This is a genomic window from Devosia alba (assembly GCF_039938915.1).
Classification (GTDB): Bacteria; Pseudomonadota; Alphaproteobacteria; order Rhizobiales; family Devosiaceae; genus Devosia; species Devosia alba.
On the sequence record NZ_JBDUUI010000001.1, the window covers coordinates 448,609 to 464,317 of the forward strand.

16 protein-coding genes are annotated in these 15,709 nt (G+C 63.2%); 6 read left to right on the forward strand and 10 right to left on the reverse strand.

Features of this window, described 5'->3' with window-relative positions; translation table 11 throughout:
* Positions 1-71: 71 nt before the first annotated feature.
* Complete coding sequence (locus tag ABFY71_RS02110; protein WP_347944451.1) at positions 72-1,031, reverse strand: hypothetical protein; 960 nt, start codon at positions 1,029-1,031, stop codon at positions 72-74.
* A gap of 203 nt (positions 1,032-1,234) precedes the next feature.
* On the opposite strand from ABFY71_RS02110, the gene ABFY71_RS02115 reads away from it, so the two are divergent.
* Positions 1,235-1,660 carry a response regulator gene (locus ABFY71_RS02115; protein ID WP_347944452.1) on the forward strand — a complete coding sequence of 142 codons (426 nt, stop codon included), beginning with the start codon at positions 1,235-1,237 and terminating at the stop codon, positions 1,658-1,660.
* On the opposite strand, the gene ABFY71_RS02120 is transcribed toward ABFY71_RS02115, so the two are convergent.
* From ABFY71_RS02120 to rpiA, 5 genes are all read right to left on the reverse strand, one after another.
* Positions 1,657-3,561 (reverse strand): PAS domain-containing sensor histidine kinase, encoded by a 1,905-nt coding sequence (locus ABFY71_RS02120; RefSeq protein WP_347944453.1) that lies wholly within the window; start codon positions 3,559-3,561, stop codon positions 1,657-1,659. The two genes, ABFY71_RS02115 and ABFY71_RS02120, sit on opposite strands and share 4 nt — an antisense overlap.
* Positions 3,562-3,662: 101 nt before the next feature.
* Positions 3,663-5,039, reverse strand: coding sequence for a class II 3-deoxy-7-phosphoheptulonate synthase (locus tag ABFY71_RS02125; RefSeq protein ID WP_347944454.1), 1,377 nt, complete (start codon positions 5,037-5,039; stop codon positions 3,663-3,665).
* Between the two features lie 443 nt (positions 5,040-5,482).
* Entirely contained in the window at positions 5,483-6,862 is a 1,380-nt protein-coding gene (gor, locus tag ABFY71_RS02130) for a glutathione-disulfide reductase (protein WP_347944455.1), read from the reverse strand.
* Between the two features lie 121 nt (positions 6,863-6,983).
* A complete protein-coding gene (locus ABFY71_RS02135) occupies positions 6,984-7,484 on the reverse strand; it encodes a DUF2059 domain-containing protein (RefSeq protein ID WP_347944457.1) in 501 nt (166 codons plus the stop codon).
* Positions 7,485-7,528: 44 nt separating this feature from the next.
* Positions 7,529-8,227: a ribose-5-phosphate isomerase RpiA gene (rpiA, locus tag ABFY71_RS02140; protein WP_431021493.1), complete on the reverse strand. Its 699-nt coding sequence runs from the start codon at positions 8,225-8,227 to the stop codon at positions 7,529-7,531.
* A gap of 254 nt (positions 8,228-8,481) precedes the next feature.
* Here rpiA and ABFY71_RS02145 point away from each other — a divergent pair, with 254 nt between their 5' ends.
* From ABFY71_RS02145 to ABFY71_RS02160, 4 genes are all read left to right on the forward strand, one after another.
* Positions 8,482-9,075 (forward strand): L,D-transpeptidase, encoded by a 594-nt coding sequence (locus ABFY71_RS02145; protein ID WP_431021494.1) that lies wholly within the window; start codon positions 8,482-8,484, stop codon positions 9,073-9,075.
* A gap of 116 nt (positions 9,076-9,191) precedes the next feature.
* Entirely contained in the window at positions 9,192-10,205 is a 1,014-nt protein-coding gene (moaA, locus tag ABFY71_RS02150) for a GTP 3',8-cyclase MoaA (protein WP_347944458.1), read from the forward strand.
* A gap of 42 nt (positions 10,206-10,247) precedes the next feature.
* Positions 10,248-10,922 (forward strand): dienelactone hydrolase family protein, encoded by a 675-nt coding sequence (locus ABFY71_RS02155; RefSeq protein WP_347944459.1) that lies wholly within the window; start codon positions 10,248-10,250, stop codon positions 10,920-10,922.
* Complete coding sequence (locus ABFY71_RS02160; protein WP_305578733.1) at positions 10,915-11,346, forward strand: hypothetical protein; 432 nt, start codon at positions 10,915-10,917, stop codon at positions 11,344-11,346. The genes ABFY71_RS02155 and ABFY71_RS02160 overlap by 8 nt, the downstream gene beginning before the upstream one ends.
* Here ABFY71_RS02160 and ABFY71_RS02165 read toward each other — a convergent pair.
* The 3 genes from ABFY71_RS02165 to ABFY71_RS02175 form a co-directional block, all read right to left on the reverse strand.
* Positions 11,343-11,753: a VOC family protein gene (locus ABFY71_RS02165; RefSeq protein ID WP_347944462.1), complete on the reverse strand. Its 411-nt coding sequence runs from the start codon at positions 11,751-11,753 to the stop codon at positions 11,343-11,345. The genes ABFY71_RS02160 and ABFY71_RS02165 overlap by 4 nt on opposite strands.
* On the reverse strand, positions 11,750-12,229 hold the full coding sequence (locus ABFY71_RS02170; protein ID WP_347944525.1) for an Lrp/AsnC family transcriptional regulator: 480 nt from the start codon (positions 12,227-12,229) through the stop codon (positions 11,750-11,752). The genes ABFY71_RS02165 and ABFY71_RS02170 overlap by 4 nt, the downstream gene beginning before the upstream one ends.
* Positions 12,230-12,371: 142 nt before the next feature.
* Entirely contained in the window at positions 12,372-12,866 is a 495-nt protein-coding gene (locus tag ABFY71_RS02175) for a thermonuclease family protein (protein WP_347944463.1), read from the reverse strand.
* 150 nt (positions 12,867-13,016) lie between these two features.
* Between ABFY71_RS02175 and ABFY71_RS02180 the strand changes: the two genes are divergently transcribed.
* Complete coding sequence (locus tag ABFY71_RS02180; protein ID WP_305578727.1) at positions 13,017-14,543, forward strand: MFS domain-containing histidine kinase; 1,527 nt, start codon at positions 13,017-13,019, stop codon at positions 14,541-14,543.
* 136 nt (positions 14,544-14,679) lie between these two features.
* Here the strand turns inward: ABFY71_RS02180 and cobT are convergent, their stop codons facing one another.
* Positions 14,680-15,702 carry a nicotinate-nucleotide--dimethylbenzimidazole phosphoribosyltransferase gene (cobT, locus tag ABFY71_RS02185; RefSeq protein WP_347944464.1) on the reverse strand — a complete coding sequence of 341 codons (1,023 nt, stop codon included), beginning with the start codon at positions 15,700-15,702 and terminating at the stop codon, positions 14,680-14,682.
* Between the last annotated feature and the right edge of the window lie 7 nt (positions 15,703-15,709).

Below are 15,709 nucleotides of genomic sequence, written 5' to 3' on the forward strand. Positions count from 1 at the left end.
GCCGGAACGCGCGCCAGACTTAGCCGCTCCCCCCTATCAGGGCAAGCGCACAACGTCGGCGCGCTGGCAGGCTAGAAGCGACCGGTCGCCTCGAACAGGGCGCCATAGCGGAAAATGCGCGCGAAATTGCTGGGCAGGTTCAGGGTTGCCTGATCGGCGCCACCGGCACGGGAGGAGAATTGGGCGTCGAGCACCCCTTCAACATACCAGGCGCGCCCACCGACCCGCAGGGTCAGGTTCTCGGTGGGATGAAAGCCCACCAGGCTCTCCACCATCACGCCATAGCCACGGCCACTCAGCGTGGTCGGGGCGCGTTCCTGAAATTCGGTGCCCCCCAAATTGAAGCCATCGGGGGAACTACCCCCCAGAGTGCCGGACACATGGGCGTAGGGAATGGCGGCGATTTCGCCCTGAATGTCGAACTTGTCGAAATCGGCCTGGGCCTTCACCCCCAGCCGCAGCGCGTGAATATCGAGATCATCCTTGGCCGCGGTGAACGAGGTGGGAGTATTGCCAGCAAAGGTGGCGCCGACCTGGCCGGAGCCGATATCGGGCGCGTCCTTCCAGTACTGGTAGCCGACAAAGCCGCCAGCGGCGAAGCCTTCATCGAGCTTGCCAAAGGGCAGCCAGCCGAAATCAGTGGCAGCATAGCCGATGCCAGAATTGCGGCCGATGGCGCCTGAGCGGGCTGGTGTGATGGCATAGGTGCCGCTGGTGGACAGGCCAATGCCGGCCTTGCCGGTGAGGTAGGTCTGGGTCGAGAGATCTTCGATCTTGCCGTGCAGTTCCACAATGTGGGTCTGGTCACGGGTGGTGACTCCCACATCGCCCAAGCCGGCAGCGGTGAAGCTGGCATCCTGCTCGCCCCAGGACAGCCAGTAGCGGGTACCGAATTCGAAGCGCAGGTCATCGTCCGGGTTTTTCCAGCTCTCGGCATAGGCTGGACGCATATAGGGATAGTCGGCTGCCAGCACGGGCACCGCACTCAACAGTGCCACTATTGCAATGGTGCCTTTGAGCGCGCGCTTCATGGTTTTCTCCAGTTCGACAGCCGTCAGCCAGTAGCAAAGCTATGAAGCATTAGGGTTAATGCTCCACTAAGTGCGGTTTGGGATTTGGTAGCGCTGAATGCACATAGTCGATCACGTTGCCGCAAAAGCCCGGTCTGGCTGCAACCTCTGAAGCGCTGGGGTGTTGCCCTTAGCCGGTTGGCGATCTGAAACGACGAGTTGGCGTGATGACTTGCAGGATATTGGTGGTCGAGGACGAGATCTTCGTGGCCACGGAAATTGAACATGTGATTGAGGAGATGGGCTTTACGCCTGTCGGCATTGCGGCCGAGCAGCGCTCGGCGCTTGCTTTGGCGAGCGCGGCTGAGGTGGCCTTGGTCGACCTCAATCTGCGCGATGGCGCTACCGGCATCACCATTGGCCGCATTCTGGCGCAGACGCATGGCGTCACGGTGCTGTTCATGACGGCCAATCCAGCACAACTGGGCGATGGCGTGCCGGGCACGATCGGGGTGCTGCCCAAACCCGTGACCGACCAGGAGTTGCGCGATGCCGTGTCTTACGCCGTGGCGCGCCGCCGGGCGGCCGAAGTGGCGCCACCGCGCCGCCTGCACCTGTTTGGACCATCGGGCGCGCTTTCCCTGAGCTAGGGACTCGAGGTCAGCCTGGCTGAACGATTCAACGCCTCGACGGGCAGATCCACTTCGACGCGCAGCCCATCACTGTCCCAGACCCGCTCCAGCGTCCCGCGCATCTGCCCCTCCACACTCAATTCGATAAGGCGGGAGCCAAAGCCGCTGGCTTCGCCCGGGACCACTGCGGGACCACCGGTCTCCTTCCAGGTCAGGCGATAGCGGCCATCCTGGTGCGCCTCCCCCGTCAGCACCACCCGCCCTGCATCAATCGAGAGCGCGCCATATTTGGCGGCGTTGGTCGCCAGTTCGTGGAACAGCAATGCCAGCGGCGTCGTGGCCCCATCATCGATGGTGGTATCGTCGCCCTCGAACAGCACGCGCTCGGTATCGCCGTTGCGATAGGGCTGCATCAGGCGTTCGATCAGCGCACGCAGCGAGGTTGCATTCCCGGCGGACTCGGCATCGCTGCGCGGCCGCACAAAGTCATGCGCCTCGCCCAGAGCGTAGATCCGCTGACGCAGCTCATCGGCGAAGGGCTTGATCTCGGGACGGCTGCGGGCTGACAGGCTGACAATGCCGGTGAGCACGGCAAAGATGTTCTTGATGCGGTGGCTGAGTTCCTGGGTGACCAGTTCACGCTCCTGGGCGGCCAGCTTGGTGTGATGAATATCGGTGCAGGTGCCGATCCAGCGCACAATGGTCCCGGACGCGTCGCGGATGGGCAGCGCCAGACCGAGCGTCCAGCGATAGGCCCCCGAGCGATGCCGGAGACGGTATTCGATCTCATAGGGTTCGCCCGATACCAGCGACTTTTTCCAGATATCCCAGGCCCGCTCCTGGTCATCGGGATGGAACATGTCGCTCCAGGCGTCGTCGTCCGTCGAGCCCTCCGGCACGCCGGTGAACTCATACCAGCGGGCGTTGTAGTAGTCGTGCCGACCGTCCGGCAGGGTCGACCAGACCATTTGCGGCATGGCATCGGCAAGCGTGCGGAAGCGCAGCTCGCTTTCGGCCAGGGCTTCGGTGGTGCGCCGCTGATCGGTGATGTCGACCAGGACGCCGGGAAACCGCTGAATGATGCCATCATGATTGAACAGCGGCTTGCCGGATGCGGCGACCCAATGGATCGCGCCGTCCTGCGCCACAACGCGATATTCAGAGCGGTAGGCGCTTTTCCCGCGGATGGTTTCGGCTATTTCCAGACCGACACGCTCGGCATCGTCGGGATGAACGGCAGCGAGGAACTCCAAAAACGGCACGCCGAGACCGGCCTGCTGGGGGTCGAGATTGAACAGCTCGGCAAAGCGATCATCAGCGGTGATCGTATCGTTGGGCACGTCCCAATCCCAGGTGCCGACCAGGCCCGAACCGCTCAGCGCGAGGGAAAGCCGTTCTTCGCTGCGCGCCAGCGCCTGCTTGGCCAGCATCTGATCGGTGGTTTCGAGCACCACGCAAATGACCGCCAGGGGCAGTCCATCTTCACCCAGCACGGGGCTGTAATGCAGATCGAGCCAGGTGGTCTCCATCTGGCCATGGCGATCGAGCAGCATTTCCTGATCACGCAGGGTAACGGTCTCGCCGCGCATGCCCCGCACGATCTTGTCGGCGACGAAGTCGGCCACTTCCGGCCAGGCTTCGACCGCCGGGAGGCCGAATATGTCGGGGTGGCGCTCGCCGGCAAACCCGGCATAGGCGTGGTTGTAGATCAGGATACCCTCGTGACCGATCGTCATGGCCATCGGCACGAAGGCGGTCATCATCACCCGGACCGCGCCCTTGAGGCTTTCGGGCCAGGCCGGGATGGGGCCAAGCGGGTTACCCGCCCAATCATAATCATTGACCAGCCGCAGGGTCGGGTCGGATTCCAGCCGTTCACGCGTCTGAGGAGATGCCAATGGAAACAACGATTTAGGCATACGCGACTTTCATCAATCAGGGCGCAGCAACGCCGGACGCACACCCCCCGGCATTCACACAAGAACGCCGGGGCATCATCTTGGTTCAGTTTACTGGCAGATTATTCTCCGGCAATAGCGTCCTGCTGGACGGGCTTTTCGGTATGGATTTCTTCAGCCACCAGGAAGGCCAGCTCGAGCGCCTGGCTGGCATTGAGGCGCGGATCGCAATAGGTGTTGTACCGGTCCGAGAGCGTGGCCTCGGTGACCGCCGAGACGCCGCCGACGCATTCGGTGACGTCGTCGCCGGTCATCTCGATATGCACGCCCCCCGCATAGGTGCCCATTTCGCGGTGCACCTCGAAGAAGGATTTCACTTCCGTCAGCACCCGGTCAAAGGGCCGGGTCTTGAAGCCGGTGGAGGCCTTGATGGTGTTGCCGTGCATCGGATCGGAGCACCAGACGACGGTGCGACCGGCCCGCTGCACGGTTTCGATCAGCCGTGGCAGGTGTTCGCGCACCTTGTCGGCGCCAAAGCGGCCGATCAGGGTGATGCGCCCGGCCTCGTCGGTCGGGTTGAGCCGGTCGAGCAGGCGCAGCAGATCGTCACTGGTCAGTGACGGGCCGCATTTGATGCCGATCGGGTTCTTGATGCCGGCGAAATATTCGACGTGGGCCGCATCGGGCTGCCTTGTGCGGTCGCCGATCCACAGCATGTGCCCGGAGGTGGCGTACCAGTCATTGGAGATCGAGTCGCGCCGGGTCAGCGCTTCCTCATAGCCGAGCAGCAGGGCTTCGTGGCTGGTGTAGAAGCTGGTCTGCTTGAGCGCCGGGGTGTTGTCCGGCGTCAGACCAAGCGCGCCCATGAAGGTAATGGCGTCGTCAATCTTGCGCGCCACTTCCTCGTAGCGCGGATACCAGTTGGAGCCCTTCATGAAGCCCACGGTCCATTCATGGATGCGTGTCAGCTCGGCATAGCCGCCCATCGAAAAGGCGCGCAGCAGGTTCAGCGTGGCCGCCGACTGGCGATAGGCCTGCAACATGCGGTGCGGATCAGGGATGCGCGCGCCTTCGTTGAAGTCGATGGCGTTGATGATGTCGCCGCGATAGCTGGGCAGCTCGACGCCATCAATGATCTCGGTGTCCGACGAGCGCGGCTTGGCGAACTGGCCCGCCACGCGACCGACCTTGACCACCGGCTTGGAGGCACCGTGCGTCAGCACCACCGCCATTTGCAGGAAGACGCGGAAGAAGTCGCGAATGTGGTCGGCACCGTGTTCGGCAAAGCTCTCGGCGCAATCGCCGCCCTGCAGCAAAAAGGCCTCGCCGCGCGCGACCGCAGCCAGCCGGGCCTTCAGTTCGCGTGCCTCGCCGGCAAACACCAGCGGCGGAAAGGTGGCGAGCTGGCGTTCGGCTTCCACGACTGCCGCCTGATCGGGATAGGCCGGAACCTGGGAAATCGGCTTTGAGCGCCAGCTATCGGGGGTCCAGGTGGTCATATCGGGTCTCGTTCACGCGGGTTACAGGCTGTTGGCTGGCGGAATACCAAGGCCTGACAGCCCTGCCAAGGATAATCGGGCCGGGCGTGCCGAAACCCCGCCCGGCCAGCTGGCGTCGCGGTGTCACGGGTAACGGGCGGCCATTGGGCCAAATGAGTAGTGGAACGGACCAAGGGCCGCCCGTCACGAGCCGGTTTTGCGCGGGGGATGGTTCAGGCGACACCAGTATTGCAGGCGCGGCTGCCATGCTCCCCACTGGACAGGCGCCCCCATCCCCCGGTCTCCCCGCCTGGCCCTGCGTCGGGGCCAGTGACTTGGCGGGAACGGGGCCATGATGGCACGGGGCGGAGGGGGCGGGGATTAGATGGATAAGGCTTGTTGTGCGTGACCCCCCACTAACCTCTCCTGGCAGGGGGAGGTTGAGAGGGGGTGCGGCCCCTGCCCTAACCGCCGATCTTGTGGCCCTGGCGATAGATGTAGGTGGGGGACTTGAAGGTCACCAGTTCCTCGGCGGCCGAGGGGTGCAGCGCCATGGCGCGGTCAAAATCGGCCTTGGTCGCGCCCATGCCCATCGGAATGGCGATGAGCTGGATCATTTCGGCAGCGCCATGCCCCAGAATATGAACGCCCAGCACCTTGCCGCCATCCTTTTCGGTGATCAGCTTGAGGATCATCCGCTCGGTGTGGCTGGACAGCGAGTTTATCATCGGCCGGAAGCGGGACAGGTAGACGTCGATGTCCTCGTGCGTGGCGGCCTCGGCTTCGGTCAGGCCGATAACGCCGATTTCCGGCTCGGAGAAGACGGCGGTGGGGATTTGGGAATGGTCGACCGCCATGGGATTGTTGTTGAACACCGTCTCGGCAAAGTACCAGCCCTCGCGGATGGCGACCGGGGTCAGCGCCGCGCGGCCGGTCACATCGCCCACCGCATAGATCGAGGGCACCGATGTCTGCGAGAAGGCGTCAACGGCAACCGTGCCATTGGGCGCCAGCTCAACCCCGGCCTGCTCGAGGCCGAGGCCGTCGACATTGGGGGAACGCCCGGTGGCGAACATGACCGCACCATAGGGCGCGGTGACGCCGTCACTGAATCTGGCCGAAATATCGGCACCGTCGCGGGCGAGACTGGCAATGGTGGTCTGGTAGATGATCTTGACGCCGCGATCGATCAGACCGGCCTCAAGGCCGCGCCGCATATCGTCGTCGAAGCCGCGCAACAGGCAATCGCCGCGATAGATGATGGTGGTATGCACGCCCAGCCCGGCAAACACGGTGGCAAATTCCACCGCAATATAGCCGCCGCCCTCGATCAGGATTGAGTGGGGGAGCGCGGGCAGATCGAACACCTCGTTGGAGGTGATGGCCAGTTCAGCACCCGGAATGGGTGGCAGGAAGGGACGGCCGCCCGTCGCCACCAGGATATATCTGGCGCTCAGGTCGCGGTCCTGGCCAACCAGATGGACAGTATTGGGACCAGCGACCACGCCGCGGTCCCGGATGATCTCGACGCCCGGCTTTTCGAGATTGGCCACATAGGCGCTTTCCAGCCGGGTGATTTCCTTTTCCTTGTTGGCCACCAGCGTGGGCCAATCAAAGCGCGCCTCGACCTGCCAGCCAAAGCTGGCGGCCACATCAAACATTTCGTGGAACCGACTGGCATAGACATAGAGCTTTTTGGGCACACAGCCCCGAATGACGCAGGTGCCGCCGACCCGGAACTCTTCGATGATGGCGACCCTGGCGCCATAGCTGGCCGCCATGCGCGCCGCGCGCACCCCACCTGACCCCGCGCCGATGACGACCAGATCGTATGAATTGCTCATGGGGTGGCTCCTGCGGCGCTGATTATATCGGCAAATACCGATGAATGGTTATACACGCCGGATCGCACAAAAAAAGACCCCGCACAAGGCGGGGTCAATCCTGCTGGCATGCAGCAAAAGACTATAGGGTGATGCCCTGTTCACGCAAATCGGCGCGGACCTTGGCATAAAATTCCTGGCGGATATTGTTGGTGAAGATCTTCAACACCGTCTGCAGGTCAGCATTGACCTCGGTATTGGCCTTGGCCAGCTTCTTGCCGGTGTCGGTTTCGTAAAAGGCCACGATCTCCTGCAGCTCGCCAATGGTGAAGCGCGCGGCATAGACGCGGGCAAACTGGTCGAGCAATTCGCCCTTGCGGCCGCGGAATTCTTCGAGAACCTTGCCCACGACAGCGTCGGTCTGCTCGGCCACTTCCGGATTCTGCTGCACGATCTGGCGCATGGTGCCGATGCCGATTTCCACCATGGTGATTTCATAGACCGAGGCACTGTCGGTCAGATCGATATATTTGCGCGCCAGGGCAAGCTGTTCGGGCGGCAGTTCCTGGGCTATTGCCGGAAACGCGAACGCCAGCATCGCCATGCTCAAACTTACTGCCATCAGCGCTTTGATGCGCATCATTACACCGGTCATTATCGAACCACCCATCTTGATCGAATTCAATGTCAATTGCTACTTGAGAGCGTTCTTACGCCATCGGGCGCCGCCACATAAGCCTTTTTGCACATATTCAGGAACAGCCCATGCTGCACCACACCGGCAATATTGAGCAAGTCGGCCGATAGCGCTTCTGGTTGCAAAATGCGGCCAAAAAAAGCATCGAGGATCAGGTGGCCGCCATCGGTCAGATAGTCGCCACCAGCATCGGCCTGGCGCAGCCGCAGTTCCCCGGCACAGCCATGGCTTGCACAAACCGCAGCGACCGACCGGCGCGTGGCGCCCAGGCCGAAGCGGTTGACTTCGATGGGCAGCGGGAATTGTCCAAGCGTTTCCACCAGCTTGGAGGAATCGGCAATGACGATCATCAGATCGGAGGCCGCCGCGACGATCTTCTCGCGCAACAGGGCGCCGCCGCCGCCCTTGATCAGGTTGAGGTGCGGATCGATTTCGTCGGCGCCATCAATGGTGATGTCGAGCCGATCCAGCGTGTCCAGATCGGACAGCGGAATATTCAGGCCAGCGGCCTGGCGCGCCGTGGCCTCGGAGGTCGGCACACAGATGCAGTCAAACCCGGCCGCGACCTGTTCGCCCAACAGGTCGACAAAATGGCGCGCTGTCGAACCGGTGCCCAGCCCGAGCCGCATGCCCGGCTGCACCTGGGTGAGGGCCATGGCGGCCGCCTGTCGCTTCAACTGTTCGATCATGATGCCCTCTTTGCTGCCGAAATGCTGGCATTGCAGGGTGCCGCTGACGTGTCAATGACCCGGAATGTCTACGATCACGCATTGGTGAATGGAAACTGTAACCAGCTGGCAACACAATTTTGCCATGCTGAGGCAAGTGTGGCCCTATTGCGGTCAACACCTCTATTCGCTGAACAGCAAACCGCGTAAGCAACGCCAGTTGTGCAACGCACGAATCGAGCGTTCGTACTTACTTGCAGGGGCCAAGTCGTTATATGATCAAGTTCAAGTCCGCGATGGTGATCGTGCTGTCGCTCGTCCTGTCAGCCGCCAGTGTGGTGCCAAGCATGGCGGCACTCGTTTATGACCCAGACAACGGCACCTGGGTAGAAGCCTCCACACTGCAGACGCGCGCCCGCGGCGGCAGCGCCATCCGCAAGGAAGTGGTCAGCTATGAATCCCGCTACAAGCCGGGCACCATCGTGATCGAGACCGACGAGCGCCGGCTCTATCTGGTGCTCGAAGATGGTAAGGCCATGAAGTACGGCATCGGCGTCGGCCGCGACGGCTTCACCTGGTCAGGCACCCATCGCATTACCCGCAAGGCCGAATGGCCCGGCTGGACACCACCACCACAGATGCGCAAGCGCGTGCCGGACCTGCCGGCCTACATGCCCGGCGGCCCCGACAATCCACTGGGCGCGCGCGCCCTCTATATCGGCTCGACGCTGTACCGCGTGCATGGCACCTCCGAACCCCGCTCGATCGGGCTTGCGGTGTCCTCGGGCTGCATCCGGCTGACCAATGAAGACGTGCAGGATCTTTATGATCGCGTCGCCGTTGGCGCGCAGATCGTGGTCAATCACTAGGCCAGACAGCCCATTTCCGACAATCGGACAAAGAATTTCGAAGGGTCGCCCGATGGGCGGCCTTTTTTGTTGTGGCTGCGCTTTGAAAAAGCCGCATAGCGGACTAGGTTTACCCCATGACCAGCACCGCGCCCCCTGCCCGCCCGCTTGTTGACCGCTATGGGCGGCACATTTCCTATCTGCGCATCTCGGTAACCGACCGCTGCGATTTCCGCTGCGTCTATTGCATGGCCGAGGACATGACGTTTCTGCCCAAACGGGAAGTGCTGGGCTTTGAAGAAATCGAGACCATCGCCGGCGCGTTCATCGACCGGGGCGCCACCCGCATCCGGCTGACCGGTGGCGAGCCGCTGGTGCGGCGCGACATCATGGATCTGGTGGCCATACTGGGCGCGCGCATCGGGCACGGGCTGGATGAGCTGACCATCACCACCAATGGCAGCCAGTTGGCCAAGCATGCCGAAGGGCTGGCCGCTGCGGGGGTCAAGCGGATCAATGTGTCGCTCGACACGCTGGACAGTGAGCGCTTCACCGCCATTACCCGACGCGGCCGACTGGCCGACGTGCTGGGCGGCATCGCGGCAGCGCAGGCCGCCGGGCTTGCCATCAAGATCAACATGGTGGCGATGCGCGGCGTCAATGACGACGAAATCGAGCCGATGATGGCCTGGGCGCATGGGCGCAACATGGGGCTGACGCTGATCGAGGGCATGCCGCTGGGCGACGTGGGCATCGACCGGGTCGACAGCTATCTGCCCCTGCGCGAACTGCACGATCAACTGGCGCGGCGCTATACGCTGGAAAAGCTCGACAAGCGCACCGGCGGGCCGGCGCGCTATGTGCACGTGGCCGAAACCGGCGGCGTGCTGGGTTTCATCACGCCGATGAGCCACAATTTCTGCGAGAGCTGCAACCGGGTGCGCCTGACCGCGACGGGACAGCTGTTCATGTGCCTGGGGCAGGATGATCAGGTCAATCTGCGCGATGCCCTGCGGACCGGCGGCGCAGCGGCGCTCGATGCGGCGCTCGACCAGGCCATGCTGCTCAAGCCCAAGGGGCACGATTTCGTGCTCGACCGCACGCACAGCACACCCGCCGTCAACCGACATATGAGTGTTACCGGCGGCTAAGCGCCGCCGCGCCAGACCAATTCTGAGACGAGGGAGACAAGCATGGGCGAACGCACGACTCTGGTGGCCAGCGACGGGTTCACCCTGAATGCCTACCGGGCGGCGCCCGAGGGCAAGCCACGCGGCGGCGTGGTGGTGATCCAGGAGGTCTGGGGGCTCAACAACTGGGTGCGCAGTGTCGTGGATCGCTTTGCTGAACATGGCTTTTTGGCCGTCGCGCCCGCAATGTTTGACCGGGTCGAGTTTGGCTATGAGAGCGAGAACTACCAGCCCGAGCAGTTCGTGGTGATTGGCGAGATGATGAAGAAGTTCGACCAGTCCACCGCCCTGCTCGATATGGCCGCCGCGGTCGATGCGGCATCGGCGGGCGGCAAGGTGGGCATTACCGGCTACTGCTTTGGCGGCGCGATGAGCTGGCGCGCGGCCCATCACGGGCTGGGATTGAGCGCGGCGTCCGGCTATTATGGCGGCGGCGTGCCCAACTATATCGACATGGCGCCGACCATCCCGCTCGAAATGCACTTCGGCGATCGCGACACCGGCATTCCGCTCGACCAGATCGAGGCCCTCAAGGCGCGCTATCCGGATGTGCCGATCCACCTTTATGCAGCCGGGCACGGGTTCTGCAACAGTGACCGACCTGGCAATTTTGATCACGAAGCCTGCACCAAGGCCTCGGCCCGGACGCTGGACTTCTTCCGCAAGCACCTTGGCTGACCTCGATCTTGCCGCCCACCGGGCCTATCTGGAGGCCGCGATGCAGGCGGTGCGCGCCGCGCCGCTGGCCCGGCGCAAGGCGCTGCTGGCCGCGATGCTGATCGACGGCCATATCGATCGCCTGTTTGCCTCCGGCGGCAGGGGCGACGACATTTTGGCCTACCGTGCCGCGATGGCGGCGCGCTCGCCAGCCCTGGGGCGTATACTGGCGCTCTGCGGCCAGAGCGGGGACACCGCGCTGGTCTTCGACACCGTCGCGGTGCCCCTCGCCGACTATGGCAGGCTGGCGGTCGAGGACTTCATGGTGAGCCTCTACAATGACCACAGCGTGCAGCGCCTGCGCCTGGTGACGGCCGACGGCGAGCGCCATGACATGCTGGACAGTCTGACGGGCGCCATCGCGGCGCTGGACGACGACATCTAGCGGTCTGCGGCGCGCTCGATCAGTTCAACGATGATGCCATCAGGATCGCGCACAAAGGCGACGCGCTTGATCATTTCCCGGTTATGGGCGTCGCGTGGCCGTTCCACCACCGCCACCCCGGCTGCCTCCAGCCGGGCCAGCATGGCATCGACATCGGAAAAGGCAAAGGTGAGGTGGCGCATGCCCGCGTCCCCGGGCAGCACGTCGCGCGCGGGGTTGAGACCGGGCGTGGCGGGAACCATGATCTCGAGCATGCCGCCACCGGCGTCGAGAAACAGCAGTTCGCCCCCGGGCTGGGCCTTGCGCAGGGCAAGGCGCAGGCCGAGCAGATCACAATAGAAGGCAATGGTGCGCTCGGCGTCACGCGCGGTCATGCCGACATGCTCAAAGCCGAGCAGCGTGCTCATTTGTCGTCGTCAACAACCAGCGCGAAATCGAGCGGCAGCGCCGTGGTGTATTTGATCTGCCCCATGGCAAAGGCGGAGCTGACATCGGTCAGGTTGATCTTGCCGATCAGTCGTTTGTAGAAGGCGTCATAGGCGCCGATGCTGGGCACCACCACACGCATCAGATAGTCGACGTCGCCGCTCATGCGGTAGAATTCGACAACCTCGGGAAACTCGTCGATGACGCCGGCGAATTTGCGCATCCAGATATCATTGTGCTCATTGGTCTTGACCGAGACAAAGACGGTGACGCCGACATTGACCTTGACCGGATCGAGGATGGCGACGCGGCGCTGGATCACGCCATCTTCTTCCATTTTCTGGATCCGGCGCCAACACGGCGTGGTTGACAGGCCGACCTTGCGACCAATCTCGGCCACGGGCATGGTCGCGTCCTTTTGCAAGAGAGTAAGGATTTTCCTGTCAATCTTGTCCAAAGCCATGTCACCCCCGCGAAATCAGATTTCCAAGAATGGCCCATTCCACTCAAAAAATCGCCGAATACCTGCCACGTTCACCCGAGCATGGCAATAATCTTGCGCGGCGCAAGTTTATTGCCCGCTTCAAGGTCTTGTTAGCCTAAAGCCCAAACCAACTCAAAAACGGGCTCGGACGCGGGTGATCATCGCGCCAATCGGCGGGTTTGTCGAAGCCACCGGCCCAGATTCCCCGACGCGCGGCCCGGGCCGCGGCTTGCTCGGCGCCATAGTCCCCCGCGGCAATCGCCCATCCTTCGCCGACCAGCGTGGCGCCAAGGTCGAGACCATTGACCTGACAGCGCGCCAACAGGCGCTGGTAGCGGTCATGCCCGTCGGGCTGGCAATCCACCGGGCCGCCGGCCAACAGGCTGGCCAGGCGATCACGCGCCGCCCGGCCACAGGGCCAACGGGGGTCGTCGACCGTGGCACAATGCTGGTTCAGTTCGGGGGCGTCGAGGCCCAGCAGGCGCACCCGCTCGTCGCCCAGCCGAAAGCTGTCTCCATCGCTGACGCGGCCGGCGCCAGCCACGGCTGGCAGGGGTGCATCGAGCCAATCAGCCAGCAAGGCGACTCCGGCCAGAATAAGGATTGCCAAGACCGCGCCCCGGCGCCCTGAAAAGTGAAAGGTTCGATACATATGTCGCCGCCGGATTTCACCAGACGTTAACTACGCGCTGACTAGAGTCCAGCCAAGAGTAGTGAATGCGTACCGGTTTTCCGGGTTAGTAACGAGTACCGAGTGTCCATGACGTCCTATCCGGCTGTCACCGATGATGTCCGTTCGCAGATGGGTCGTGATGGCAAACGTGCGGCACAGCGGACTGTTCTTGACGCCCGTCAGCGCCTGACCTCAAGCACCGGTACGCGCGCATCCTTCGATTTTGAGCTCATGCATGACTATGCCGATTCCCGGCTGGGTGCGGCGCTGCCCATGGCGGCATTGGTGGGCATACTGGCTTTTGTGGCCAGCTTCTGGGTGCCGATGCTGTTCACCGCGCTATGGGCCGGCGTGGTGCTGTTCAGCATGCTTATCGTGGTGCTGATGGCCCAACGCTTCAAGCGCACCCCTCCCGCCAGGTTCAACGCCGCCGAATGGACCGCCACCTTTGTCGCCGGAGAGACCCTGCTGGGGCTTGCCTGGTCGATGCTGGCGCTGTTTACCCTGGTGGCCAGCGCCAGCACACTGGCGCCGGTGATGTTCGCCATGGTGCTGGTGGCCATTGCCGCCAACGCCATCGCCACCCGCACCCTGCCCCCCGCCACATTGGTCAGCACCCTGCCCGTCACTGTCACGGTATCGGCCAATCTGTTGATGCTGGGTGGCACGCTGAATTATACGCTGGCCGCCGTGGCGTTGTGTGGTGAGGTGTTCTTTGTGTATCTGGCGCGCCAATTGCACGCCTCGGAACTGCACACGATCACCCATCAGGCCGAAAAAGACACGCTGATCAGCGAGCTGGAAGAAGCCCGGCAGATGTCGGATGAAGCGCGCCGTCATGCTGAACAGGCCAATATCGCCAAGTCGCAATTCCTGGCCACGATGAGCCACGAACTGCGCACGCCCCTGAACGCCATTATCGGTTTTTCCGAGGTGCTGCATTCGGAACTGCTGGGGCCCCATCACGTGCCCCAGTACAAGGAATATGCCGGCGACATTCACGGCAGCGGTCAGCATCTGCTCAACCTGATCAACGAATTGCTGGACCTCAGCCGTATCGAGGCGGGCAAGTATGAGTTGAACGAGGAAGTGGTGTCGCTGGTCGACATCGCTGCCGATTGCTGCCGCATGATGGAACTGCGCGCCAAGGCCAAGGGCGTCGAACTGGCGTTCAACTTCGGCACCGATCTGCCGCGCCTGTGGGGCGACGAACGCGCCATTCGCCAGGTGATCCTCAACCTGATGAGCAATGCCATCAAGTTCACGCCGCAGCAGGGCAAGGTCACGCTGACCGTGGCCCGCAGTGCCGATGGCGGCCAACTGGTCTCGATCAAGGATAACGGCCCCGGCATTCCCCCCGATGAGATCGAAACCGTCCTCTCATCGTTCGGCCAGGGCTCGCTGGCCCAGAAGACGGCCGAGCAAGGCGCCGGCCTGGGCCTGCCCATCGTGCAGAAGATCATGGAACTGCATCAGGGCCGGTTTGACCTATTCAGCAAACTGCGCTTCGGCACCGAAGTGATCGCCACCTTCCCCCGGGCCCGGGTGATGGACGCCCTGGCCCCGGTGGTGGAAAAGCGCAACCGCCTGGAAATCTACTCGGCAGCCAGCTAGGCGGCAGTCTTGAGGGGCCGGACGCGCCCGATCCGTTGGCGCGCCTGCGGGTCATTGATGGCCTGCCCCAGATCATTGCGGCACTGCATGTTCAGCCAGAAGCCGGACGTGGTGCCCAGCCCCCGGCAGCGTCAAGTCAGTCGGACTTGCCGCTGACCGCAGCACTTTCAAAGGTCGCCATATTGTTGTGCAGGTGCAGCGCCGTCTTGGCGAGCACGGCTGCCAGGGCGGCGCCACTGCCCTCACCCAGACGCATGCCCAGATCGAGCAGACCCTTCTGGCCCATCGCCTCGAGGGCGCGGGCATGGCCGGATTCGGCCGAGACATGGGCAAAGATGCAGTGATCGATTGCCGCCGGATTGACCGCATGGGCAATGGCCGCAGCCGAGCTCGCCACGAAACCATCGATAATGACCGGCACCTTCTGATGGCGCGCCGCCAGCAGCGCCCCCAGCATGGCGGCAATTTCGCGGCCGCCGACGCGGGCCAGGATAGCCAGTGGATGATCGAGTTCGCCGGCGTGGCGGGCGAGCGCACGATCAACCGCGTCGGCCTTGCGCTTGAGGCCGGCATCATCGACCCCGGTGCCGCGACCGACCCAGTCGGCCCCGGTGCCACCATAGAGGGCGGCATAGATGGCGGCGGCGACCGTGGTATTGCCGATGCCCATTTCCCCGATGCAGATCAGGTCAGGTTTGCCGGCAACGGCTTCCATGCCATAGGCGATAACGGCGGCGCAGCCCTTGTCGTCGAGTGCCGCCTCAAGGGTGATATCCCCGGTGGGCACTTCGAGCGCCAGTTCGAACACGCGCAGATTGATTTCATGCAGCGCGCAGATCTGTGAAATGGCGGCGCCGCCATTGGTGAAATTGGCCACCATCTGGGCGGTGACTTCGCGTGGAAAGGTCGAGACGCCCTGATCGGTAACGCCGTGATTGGCAGCAAAGATCGTGACCATGGGATTGTCGAGACGCGGCTCGGCGCGCCCCTGCCAGCGCGCCAGAAACGCCACCAGATCCTCGAGCGCACCGAGCGAGCCAGCCGGCTTGGTCAGTTGCGAATCATGCGCACGGACCGCGGCCACCGCGGCCTCATCACCATCAGGAACAATGGTCAAAAGCTCCAGAACGTCGGCGAAGGCAGGATTCAGCGGGGGCATGGCGAGT

Excerpts from the sequence above, each read along its gene's own strand:
- ABFY71_RS02110 (WP_347944451.1), bottom strand. The coding sequence starts at position 1,031 with ATGAAGCGCGCGCTCAAAGGCACCATTGCAATAGTGGCACTGTTGAGT.
- ABFY71_RS02120 (WP_347944453.1), bottom strand. The coding sequence starts at position 3,561 with ATGCCTAAATCGTTGTTTCCATTGGCATCTCCTCAGACGCGTGAACGG.
- ABFY71_RS02125 (WP_347944454.1), bottom strand. The coding sequence starts at position 5,039 with ATGACCACCTGGACCCCCGATAGCTGGCGCTCAAAGCCGATTTCCCAG.
- gor (WP_347944455.1), bottom strand. The coding sequence starts at position 6,862 with ATGAGCAATTCATACGATCTGGTCGTCATCGGCGCGGGGTCAGGTGGG.
- ABFY71_RS02135 (WP_347944457.1), bottom strand. The coding sequence starts at position 7,484 with ATGATGCGCATCAAAGCGCTGATGGCAGTAAGTTTGAGCATGGCGATG.
- rpiA (WP_431021493.1), bottom strand. The coding sequence starts at position 8,227 with ATGATCGAACAGTTGAAGCGACAGGCGGCCGCCATGGCCCTCACCCAG.
- ABFY71_RS02145 (WP_431021494.1), top strand. The coding sequence starts at position 8,482 with ATGATCAAGTTCAAGTCCGCGATGGTGATCGTGCTGTCGCTCGTCCTG.
- moaA (WP_347944458.1), top strand. The coding sequence starts at position 9,192 with ATGACCAGCACCGCGCCCCCTGCCCGCCCGCTTGTTGACCGCTATGGG.
- ABFY71_RS02155 (WP_347944459.1), top strand. The coding sequence starts at position 10,248 with ATGGGCGAACGCACGACTCTGGTGGCCAGCGACGGGTTCACCCTGAAT.
- ABFY71_RS02165 (WP_347944462.1), bottom strand. The coding sequence starts at position 11,753 with ATGAGCACGCTGCTCGGCTTTGAGCATGTCGGCATGACCGCGCGTGAC.
- ABFY71_RS02180 (WP_305578727.1), top strand. The coding sequence starts at position 13,017 with ATGACGTCCTATCCGGCTGTCACCGATGATGTCCGTTCGCAGATGGGT.
- cobT (WP_347944464.1), bottom strand. The coding sequence starts at position 15,702 with ATGCCCCCGCTGAATCCTGCCTTCGCCGACGTTCTGGAGCTTTTGACC.